Origin of the sequence: Dapis purpurea BLCC-M126, from assembly GCF_050015975.1 — a bacterium.
Lineage (GTDB): Bacteria > Cyanobacteriota > Cyanobacteriia > Cyanobacteriales > Microcoleaceae > Trichodesmium.
This window is the reverse complement of the sequence record NZ_JBNHER010000170.1, coordinates 1,170-11,809: the sequence shown is the minus strand read 5'-3', so window position 1 is coordinate 11,809 and position 10,640 is coordinate 1,170. Positions and strand designations below refer to the sequence as shown.

General features: G+C 37.2%; 7 protein-coding genes and 1 pseudogene. 3 read left to right on the top strand and 5 right to left on the bottom strand.

Going from position 1 to position 10,640, the window contains the following annotated elements; translation table 11 throughout:
* The first annotated feature begins 139 nt into the window (after positions 1–139).
* The 3 genes from ACP6PL_RS15160 (at position 140) to ACP6PL_RS15150 (ending at position 3,091) form a co-directional block, all read left to right on the top strand.
* Positions 140–601, top strand: coding sequence for a GNAT family N-acetyltransferase (locus tag ACP6PL_RS15160; RefSeq protein WP_426546099.1), 462 nt, complete (start codon positions 140–142; stop codon positions 599–601).
* A gap of 398 nt (positions 602–999) precedes the next feature.
* Positions 1,000–2,313, top strand: a complete 1,314-nt coding sequence (locus ACP6PL_RS15155; protein ID WP_426546098.1) for a glycoside hydrolase family 10-like protein — start codon at positions 1,000–1,002, stop codon at positions 2,311–2,313.
* Positions 2,314–2,482: 169 nt separating this feature from the next.
* Positions 2,483–3,091, top strand: a complete 609-nt coding sequence (locus tag ACP6PL_RS15150) for a hypothetical protein (RefSeq protein WP_426546097.1) — start codon at positions 2,483–2,485, stop codon at positions 3,089–3,091.
* A gap of 789 nt (positions 3,092–3,880) precedes the next feature.
* Here the strand turns inward: ACP6PL_RS15150 and ACP6PL_RS15145 are convergent.
* From ACP6PL_RS15145 to ACP6PL_RS15125, 5 genes and pseudogenes are all read right to left on the bottom strand, one after another.
* Entirely contained in the window at positions 3,881–5,089 is a 1,209-nt protein-coding gene (locus tag ACP6PL_RS15145; RefSeq protein ID WP_426546096.1) for a caspase family protein, read from the bottom strand.
* A 124-nt stretch (positions 5,090–5,213) separates the two neighbouring features.
* Positions 5,214–5,378: pseudogene (locus tag ACP6PL_RS15140) on the bottom strand (type II toxin-antitoxin system death-on-curing family toxin); the annotation flags it as partial.
* Between the two features lie 31 nt (positions 5,379–5,409).
* On the bottom strand, positions 5,410–5,544 hold the full coding sequence (locus tag ACP6PL_RS15135; RefSeq protein ID WP_426546095.1) for a hypothetical protein: 135 nt from the start codon (positions 5,542–5,544) through the stop codon (positions 5,410–5,412).
* Between the two features lie 110 nt (positions 5,545–5,654).
* Complete coding sequence (locus ACP6PL_RS15130; protein WP_426546094.1) at positions 5,655–8,405, bottom strand: CHAT domain-containing protein; 2,751 nt, start codon at positions 8,403–8,405, stop codon at positions 5,655–5,657.
* A 90-nt stretch (positions 8,406–8,495) separates the two neighbouring features.
* Positions 8,496–10,640 (bottom strand): CHAT domain-containing protein (locus ACP6PL_RS15125; protein ID WP_426546093.1); only part of this gene is annotated, 2,145 nt, incomplete at its 5' end.

The following is a 10,640-nucleotide window of genomic DNA, read 5'->3' as shown; positions in this document are numbered from 1 at the left end:
GCCATCCCATCCTAACGGACTGCTCCGCAAACGACCGCTTTTTCCCCTTAAAAGGAGAGGCTTAAAAGGGGAGGCTTTAAACCACAATTATTTAATTAACAATTAATAATTAATAATTAATAATTCTGTAATTTATTCAATGTTAAAAACTGATAATTTTTTCGTAACTGAGGCAAGTATAGAAATAATAGATGAGCTGATACATTTATTTGACGCTTATAGAGTATTTTATGGACAAAAAAGTAATCTAGAAGCTGCAAAGTCATTTATTCAAGACAGGTTTGAAGATGATTCAGTAATTTTAGTTGCTGTATCTCGAAAAACTGAAAAGCTTGTTGGTTTTTGCCAATTATTTACTTCTTTAAGTTCTGTCAGTATGTGTGAAGTTTATATTCTCAACGATTTGTTTGTCTTGGAAGAATCTCGTAGAACTGGTATCGGTTCACTTTTGATGAATGCTGCTGTTTCTTTTGCTCTCAAAAAAGGTGTAAAAAGATTAAAATTGCAGACTACTTACAATAATCACGCAGCTCAAATGCTTTATAAAAAATGTGGCTGGAAACAAGTCGATTTCCATACATATTGTTTCACTACCGATTAAGTTGCTTAAGATAATCAAGGCTTACAAGACTTAGGCATGAGGTAGGAAAAACTACAATTTGAGATTGCTTCCCTGTCGATCGCTTCGGACGAAAATACCTTATACTGCGTAAATCCTGTCCTATTATTATAGAACCCATTTGGGATCTATTTAAAAATAGAGGGAGAGATGGGGAAATAGTGAGTATGGGGGTATTTTCTACCTTTTTCCCTATTCTGTATTCTCGATCTTATGACTCCTGACTCCTTTACCAAAAACTCGCACCTTTGTAAAGATATCAAATGGCTTCTATAGAAGCATATAAAAACTATAAAATTACTACATAGTCTTTATAACTAAAAAATCTCTAAGCTCTGTAAAGTATATTTAACCTATAAAATTCATCTAATTTGTAAGTTATGGTAACTCAAAAAGTGAGTATGTGGCATAATTCCCAACGATTAAAAATATGGCTAGTAGTGGGAGTAGCGATCGCTGTCCTATCTATTTCCCTAAGCACAATATTAACTCCTCCAACTCCAGTCACTGCCAAAGCTACACCAGAAAATAAAGAAGTGCGGGGAGTCTGGATAACTAACGTTAGTAGTAATGTATTATTCACTCCGTGGGCAATTAATCGTGCCCTCCGTCAACTTTCTCGACTCAACTTTAACACTGTTTATCCCGTAACCTGGAACCGAGGTAACACATTTTACCCCAGTGATGTTGCAAAAAAAATCACTGGTCAACCTCAAGATCCTACTCTTGCTACGTTTCGCCTTGGTCAAGATGTACTCCGAGAAATATTTAAACAATCCCATCGTCAAGGTTTACGAGTTATCCCTTGGTTTGAATATGGTTTCATGGCTCCAATAAACTCTCTATTGGTAAAACGTCATCCTCACTGGGTAACAACGAGTCTTGACAAAAATAGAAATTTTTCTGAGGGTTTCTTTGAACTAGAGTTAAAAGATTTGCTCCCAGAATCAGATGAAGAGTCTTTGTTAACTCAACTACAGCAGTCTCTCTCTATCTACAATGTCTGGCTTAACCCCATTCATCCCCAGGTACAAAACTTTATTCTCGACCTAATATTAGAGGTTGTCACAAAATATGATGTCGATGGCATTCAAATAGACGATCGCTTTGGGATGCCAGTACAATTTGGCTACGATCCGGTTACAGTTTACCTTTATCGAGAACAACATGAGGGCAAAATGCCTCCAGAAGATTTTACAGATCCAGAATGGATGCAATGGCGGGCAAATCAAATTACTGCCTTCATCGAAAGACTTTACAAATCTATCAAAGCGGTTAAACCAAACTGTATAGTGTCTGTATCTTCTAATCCCTATGATTTTGCCTACAAATTTTATCTACAAGACTGGCAAACTTGGATTGAGAGAGGCTTAGTAGATGAATTTATTTTGCAGGTGTATCGAGATGATTTACCTTCATTTATAGAAGAGTTGGAGCAACCCTCAGTCAAAAATGCTAAAAATAAAATTCCTTTCAGCATTGGTATTCTCACAGGAACTTTGAAAACATTTATGACAATTGACAAAATTCAACAACAGGTAAAAGCAGTGCGCAATCGAAACTTTGCTGGAGTATCTTTTTTCTATTGGGAAACTTTATGGAGTTATATGACTCCAGACTCACCCCAAGAGCGGCGTGTTGAGTTTAAAAAAATGTTTCCTACTCCTGTATCTCGCCCAAGGCTTGGGAGATGAGAAGATGGGGAGTGTAGCGAGATTGAAGTAATAATAGAATTATAAACATACATTTAGACATATCCAATAATAAAAAATAAAATCAATTATTTTCTTCTACTCCCTATTCCCTATTCCCTACTCCCTACTCCCTATTGATTAATATTAAAGTTGCTAGAAAATTTATTTGATGTCACTCACCAAGCTATATTATCATCGCTCCCACGCCAAAGCCCAAAAAATTTCATGGGGTTTTTGCTTGCAGTGGGTATTTTTTACTGTTGTAGGCTTTTTCATCAGCTTAATATTTGTGGAAGTAGGTGTGAGACCTTATGTTGGTGCTTTCTCAGGAGCTATCGGCGGAGCTGTGGTGGGATTAGCACAATGGTTAGTGTTGAGGAATCGGATTTTCCGCAGCAAATGGTGGGTGGTAGTGAGTATTGTAAGTTGGTTATTAATTGGAGCGAGTAGTTTGGGAGCATTAGGTTGGATAGCTCCACGAACAGAGCAAATATTTTTGAGGTTGTTTCACGGATTTATTAATGGTGCTATTGTGGGGGGGATTTTGGGATTAGGTCAATGGTTTGTACTGAGGAAGCAAATCTATCAGGAGGATTTGTGGGTGATTGCAAATATTATTGCTTGGGCAATTGGTTTACCTCTGGGTTGGTTAGTCGGTGGTTTGGTTTATGGGGCGATCGGTTTATTTATTGGTGAGGTGATCGGTTTATTTGTGACTTGGTTTTTTGTTGCTGCAATTACAGGTATTGCTCTAATGCGTTTATATTCAAGTCGATAACTCACTTATCAGTTATACTCTAGCCCATAAAATACTATCTTATACCTTTTCTCTATGAAGTTGCACTTATATCATGTTCGGATAATCACTTATAATAAAGTTTTTGTTTGTAGTAGGGCTTCAGCCCGAAACTGTAGATAGAGTTGAAGCCCTAATACGAACTTTAATTATAATAACTATTTAACCGGACATAATATTATAGCAGTTTTCATTAATATAGAGTACAGAGATTTGGGTTTAAAGGAAGAAGGCTTTAGTTATCTAGGAGAGAAGGCTTTAGTTATCTAGGAGAGAAGGAAGAAATTTTGTAGTCTATCTTTGTGAAAACCGCTATAATAAAAAATTACAATCCTCAGTGAAATTAAGGTTATCTTCATAATTAGGGCTTGCTGATTAAATTTTAAAGCATTTACAGGTAAAGGTTTTAGCCGTTTTAGGTCTGGAAAAAGTACAAGGTTTTTGCTCTTTAAAGCTCATGCATGTTAGGATTTTGGGTTGACGCGAGCTAGAAAAATCAAGGGATAATTCTTCCTCCTGCCTCCTTATCATTCCTTACTCTTCCTATCTCCTCACTTCCCCTCCTGGGAGGGGCGGGGGTGGGAGTCAACCCACCCTCACCCACAAGACTTTTGAGCACAAACCCTAATTATTAAGTGAATTGTTACAAATAAATGGTATTGGGGCTAAAGCCTAACTACGAGCGTAATTATAATCTTTAGTTTGAATAATAAATACCTACAAAAAACCGAGTTTCTGAGTTCACCTTTGTGGTAATTTTATTAATTTTTTTTAAATTTCTAATAAAAAGCCTGGTTTAACAACTCCTTTAATAGTTGCAATTCCCACTAAACCATCACGGGATTCAAAAATTAATTTAGCTGAAGATTTTTCTTGGGGAGAAATAACATTAAATACGGCACCATTAGTTAATTGACTTATCTTTTTTGCTTCTAATCCTCCCAACCAAATTTGAGCTTGATTACCTTGTACTTCTGTCACAACTCCATGAGCAACGGGATAGGAATTATCGGTCAAATACACAGCTTGACTATCTAATTTAGTACCTGTCTTAACTTCATAAAATGGATTTTGTTGTAACCCAGATGGAATTTGTTTATTCGTATAAGCGATCGCCTTTTTTGGCGTAACTGTCTCTTGCCATAAATATTGTGTAAATAAATAGCTAAAAATTCCCGCATGAAAATCAAGAATTTTTACATCTTTTGCAGTTTGAAAAGGTTTAGCAGAAGCAAAAACGATTCCTTTTGCTACACCACTTTGATAACCTTTTACAAACTCATCTTTAGACATATCCAGCCGAGATAACCATTTTTCTTGATAAGCCTTTTCTTGAGAAGTAATTTCTATTTTATTTCCACCTCTACGAGAACGAACAGTAAAATCTCTAGTTGTCATTCCCGAAAAACAACTATCAAGAATTCCGGTGAAATTTTCTGTCTTTAAAGCAGAGGTCAGCAGAAATAAAGTATGCCCCATAATATCATTAACTACACCACCAATATCAGAATTAGGAAAAGAACCATTGACCGGAACTAATGTCCCACTTAAACCACTACCATCCATCAAAGAAGTCTGGACAATAGGATTAGGGTCTCTAACACGGGAACCATGCCCAGAATAGTGAAAAACTGCAACATCTCCTGGTTTTGCTTGTTTAATTAAATGTTCTTCAAATGCTTCTAAAATTCCTTGGCGAGTTGCTTGTTCATCGGTTAGAATATAGATATCTTTCGGATTAAAACCAAAACGATGAATTAATAGATGACGTTGCATTTCTGTATCATTTACACAACCTCTTAATGGGGCTTTTTGATATTTATTAATTCCTACTAATAAAGCCAGTTTGCGTGGTGTACTTTGAGCTAAGACTTTGCCATAATTTTCGACTTGGGATAGAAATTTAAATTGACTTATGCCAAGAGTGGCAAGCATTGAACTTGCAAATTGGAAAAAGTTACGGCGGGATATAGGGGACATTTTAAATAAATTTCTGGGTTTTGTTAAAATTTTAAACTAAAAATTATTTCAATCGTTAAATCTCTATAGAATTTTCTGCTAACCACTTCCCAAGATATTTTTGATTTTCTTCTCCACTTGCTAGTTATTCCATCATTTGTACAACTTCTAGTTCGGGAACTTCTAGCAAATAATTATTAACCAATAAAAAAGTTGCCATAACTGCGAAAGCTGTTCTTTTATTCCCATCAATAAAGGGGTGATTTTTAGCTAAACTATAATCATAAGCTGCGGCAGGTTCAAATAAATTTGGCTGACCATAAGTAAATAAATGTCGAGGTCTAGCTGGGGTCTATCTGAGCAATAACTTCTCCCTCATTGGCAATATTGGGCAACATTAATACAGGAAAACTGACATTAAATAACATCAGACTATTAACACTGAGAATAGAAAACCATCTCTTAGGAGAAACCATAGATTTAACCCTTGCTTCACAACTATAAATTTTCAATACATTATATTTCTATATTTCTTATTTTATGAAAGATATGCAGGTTATTCCACTTATCATTTTCCAGTATTTTACTAATCATTCCACTCTCCCTGTACAACAAATGGTGCCCAATAAAAGGGAGCTTTCCACTGTTGTGAACTCAACATTTCTAATTGAGTTTCTCTCATTGCCTCTACAGGATTTTTATCCATTTCTAATATTTTCTGATAATATTTTTCCATTAATTGAGCAGTCGAATTATCTGCCACACTCCATAAACTTACTACTACTCGTTTGGCTCCCGCATACATAAATCCTCTGGTTAAACTTACTAATCCTTCCCCTCTAATTTCTTCTCCTATTCCTGTTTCACAGGCACTTAATACTACTAATTCTGCTGGCATTTCTAAGTTAAATATCTCGTTTAGTTGTAAAAAACCAGGTGTTTCCTTACCAGTTTCATCATACAAAGAAAGCACTAATCCTGATAATTCTGGTTGAGTTTCATTTAATAAACCGTGGGTGGCAAAATGTATGATTTGATATTGGGATAAGTTGGTATCTATTGCCGTTTTTAGGTTAGAATCAAAGTCTAATGATAGTCTTTCTAAATTGTCAGGAACTAATGCTAATATTGCTTCAGCTTCTTGACGAGTTCCTTCTAGACGATTAAAAGATAAACCGAGAAAATCTTCTAGGGAACGGCTTAATTTCATTCTGGTTAAATTATTATTTTCTGTTTCTTTTTTTGGTTGAGAAGCTGTTTGAAATCTAGAGTCGTTATCTTGAAATACTGGGTCGGCAATAACAGCTACTTTTTTGGGGGCTGGGGTTCTGCCTTTGACTTGTTCTCTGAGAATAGAAATACTTGAAGATGAAGGTAAGGTGACAATTTCATGGTTCACAATTAGGGGTTGATAATTTTGACCCCCCTCATTCCCCCCTGCAAGGGTGGAGGAATTTTCTGCTTCTACTATATTTCCCCCCTCTCGGAGCAGGAGAGGGGTCGGGGGAGAGGTCAAAGGTAACGCTGCAAAAGGTATTGCCTGTAATATGCCATCTCCTACTATTAATAATCGTTTATTTCCTAATTTATTGGCTACGGGCGACAATAATATTTCACTTAATTTATTTCCGGTTTCTGGTACTAGGGAAAGGGAGATTATTTCTTCTCTAAATTGTTTAGCTAATTCTTCTATTTCTGATTTTTTGGGTAGTTGATAACTGCTAATTTCTTTTTGAGTTACTAACCATAAATAACTACGGTATTCTCCCAAAGAATATTGTAAAAGTATGGTGTCTTTGTCGATAACTTGTTGTTGAATTTTCTTGGCACTTAGGGGTTCTGGATATTTTAGTTTGGCATAACGAGGACTGTTTTGTTTGATTTTGACTTCTAGTTGTTGGAGTTGGTTGCTTAGGGTTTCAATTTGTTGTTTGAGTTGGTCTGGGTTGTCTCCAGGGGTGTTGAGTTGTCGTGCTTGGTCTAATGTGTTGAGTTTTTGCAGTAGTTGTTTTTCTTGGGCGAGAAGTCGGGGATCTACTCCGGTTTTGATGTCAGCTCCTGATTCTGCTAGGATGTCTAATAAACTTCTGGCGCGACTGCGTTCGCTGGCGTTTAATGCTCTGCTTTCGTAATCTTCGTTGGGGTTTTGTTTGTGGAGTTGCATTACGAGGTCGATGTAGAATTGATAGTAATCTTGAACTGTGGCAAAGTAGGATGTGCGCAGGTCTTGAGCAACTATTTTGGTGCGGAGGTCTTCGATTATTTTTATGGATTTTTCTATAGATGTTAAGCTTTCGGTGAGGTTGCCTTGGTCTCGGTTGAGTTTAGCTATATTATAAAGAGTATTTGCTTCCCCAGCCTTATCCTCTACTTGCTGAAGTGTAGGTAAAGCTTGCTTGAAGTAATTGAGAGCAATTTGTTTTTCTCCTAAGCTATTGTAGACAGTGCCAATATTATTGATAGTGGTCGCTTCCAAACGCCGATCGCCTGTTTGCTTAGATATAGGTAAAGCTTGCTCATAGTAATTGAGTGCTTTTTGTTTTTCTCCCAAATCATCGTAGACACTAGCAATATTATTGAGGGTAGTTGCTTCCCCAATCTTATCTTTTAGTTGCCGTCTTAGAGATAAGGATCGCTCGAAGTAATTGAGAGCAATTTTTTTTTCTCCCAAATCATCGTAGACAAAACCAATATTATTGAGAACGATCGCTTCCTTACCCTTATCCCTGACTTGCTGATACATAGGTAAAGCTTGCTCATAGTAATTGAGAGCAATTTTTTTTTCTCCTAAATCATCGTAGATAGTGCCAATATTATTGAGAGTGGTTGCTTCCCCACCTTTGTCCTTTGCTTGTCGTCTTAGAAGTAAAGCTTGCTCATAGTAATTGAGAGCAATTTGTTTTTCTCCTAAATCATTGTAGACACTGCCAAGATTATTGAGAGTAATTGCTTCCCAATAGCGATCGCCTACTTGCTGAAATACAGGTAAAGATTGCTGGTAATAATTGAGTGCTGTTTGTTTTTCTCCTAAGTCATTGTAGACACGACCAATACTTAGAAGTGTAACTGCTTCCTTGGTCAAGTTAGCTGTTTTCCTAAATAGTAATAGTGCCTCTTCCCAGAGGGCGATCGCCCCCCTCAAAGATTCTCCTGTACCCTGCTTAAATAGTTCAAGTCCCCGATCGTATAAACTTTCTGCTTCAGCACTGTTGTCTGTCTGAGCAATAACTTCTCCCCCATTGACAATATTGAGCAACATTAATATAGGAAAACTGACATTAAATAACATCAGACTATTAACACCAAGAATAGATAACCATTTCTTACAAGAAACCATAGATTTTGTCCCTGTCCAAACAATTATAAACCTTCAATACTATTATAGTTTCAGTGCGTTTCGCTGCCCATTCATGTCGCGCAGCATAACCTACATCCGTGCATCCGTGGCCAAATCCGTGTCTTGCCACTCTCCCTGTACAACAAATGGTGCCCAATAAAAGGGAGCTTTCCACTGTTGTGAACTCAACATTTCTAATTGAGTTTCTCTCATTGCCTCTACAGGATTTTTATCCATTTCTAATATTTTCTGATAATATTTTTCCATTAATTGAGCAGTCGAATTATCTGCCACACTCCATAAACTTACTACTACTCGTTTGGCTCCCGCATACATAAATCCTCTGGTTAAACTTACTAATCCTTCCCCTCTAATTTCTTCTCCTATTCCTGTTTCACAGGCACTTAATACTACTAATTCTGCTGGCATTTCTAAGTTAAATATCTCGTTTAATTGTAAAAATCCTGATGTTTCTTTCCCTGTTTTATCATACAAGGAAAGCACTAATCCTGATAGTTCTGGTTGACTTTCATTTAATAGTCCGTGAGTGGCTAAATGTACTATTTGATATTCAGATAATTTAGGATTTATTGCGGTTTGTCGATTGGCATCGAAGTCTAATGATAGTTGTTCTAAGCTGTCAGGAACTAATGCTAATATTGCTTCTGCTTCTTGACGAGTTCCTTCTAGACGATTGAATGATGAACCGAGAAAATCTTCTAGGGAACGGGTTAATGCCATTGCAGTTAAATTATTATTTTCTGTTTCTTTTTTTGGTTGAGAAGCTGTTTGAAATCTGGGATCGTTATCTGCAAATACTGGGTCAGCAATAACGGCTACTTTTTTCGGGGCGGGAGTTCTGCCTTTGACTTGTTCTCGGAGAATATCAATACTTGATGCTGAGGGTAAGGTGACTATTTCATGGTTGACAATTAATGGTTGATAATTATTACCCCCCTCATTGCCAGAGGTCAAAGGTAAAGCTGCAAAAGGAATGGTCTGTAAAATGCCATCCCCGACAATAATTAATCGTTTATTTTCTAATTTATTGGCTGCAGGCGACAATAATATTTCACTTAATTGATTTCCCGTTTCTGGCACTGGAGAAAGGGAGATAATTTCTTCTCTAAATTGTTTAGCTAATTCTTCTATTTCTGATTTTTTCGGTAGTTCATAACTGCTAATTTCTGTGGGAGTTACTAACCATAAATAGCTGCCTGTTTCTCCCAAAGAATATTGTAAAAGTATGGTGTCTTGGTCGATGACTTGTTGTTGAATTTCCGAAGCGGTGAGGGGTTCTGGATATTTGAGATTGGCGTAACGAGGGCTGTTTTGTTTGATTTTGACTTCTAGTTGTTGGAGTTGGTTGCTGAGGGTTTCTATTTGTTGTTTGAGTTCGTCGGGGTTGTATCCAGGGGTGTTGAGTTGTCGTGCTTGGTCTAATGTATTGAGTTTTTGCAGTAGTTGTTTTTCTTGAGCGAGGAGTTGAGGGTTGACTCCGGTTTTGATGTCGGCTCCTGATTCTGCTAGGATGTCTAGTAGACTTCTGGCACGACTGCGTTCACTGGCGGTTAATGCTTTACTGTCATAACCTTGGTTGGGGTTTTGTTTGTGCAGTTGCATTAGGAGGTCGATGTAGAATTGATAGTAAACTTGAACTGTGGCAAAGTATGATGTGCGCAGGTCAGTTGCAACTATTTTGGTGCGGAGGTCTTCGATTATTTCTAGGGATTTTTCTATGAATTTTAGGCTTTCGGTGAGTTTGCCTTGGTCTTGTTTGAGCCAAGCGATGTTAAAAAGAGTGGTTGCTTCTCCACCTCTATCCCCTACTTGCAGTCTTAGAGGTAAAGCTTGCTGGTAGTAATTGAGAGCTGCTTGTTTTTCTCCTAAGCTATCGTAGACAGCAGCAATATTATTGAGAATTCCTGCTTCCGCACGGCGATCTCCTACTTGCTGAGATATAGGTAAAGCTTGATTGTAGAAATTGAGTGCAAGTTGTTTTTCTCCTAAGTTATCGTAGACAAGGCCAATGTTATTGAGAGTGATTGCTTCCATACGACGATCGCCCATTTTCTGAAATAGAGGTAAAGCTTGATTGTAGAAATTGAGTGCAAGTTGTTTTTCTCCTAAGTTATCATAGACAGTAGCCATATTATTGAGAATGGTTGCTTCCCCACCATGATCGCCCATTTTCTGAAATAGAGGTAAAGCTTGATTGTAGAAATTGAGTGCAAG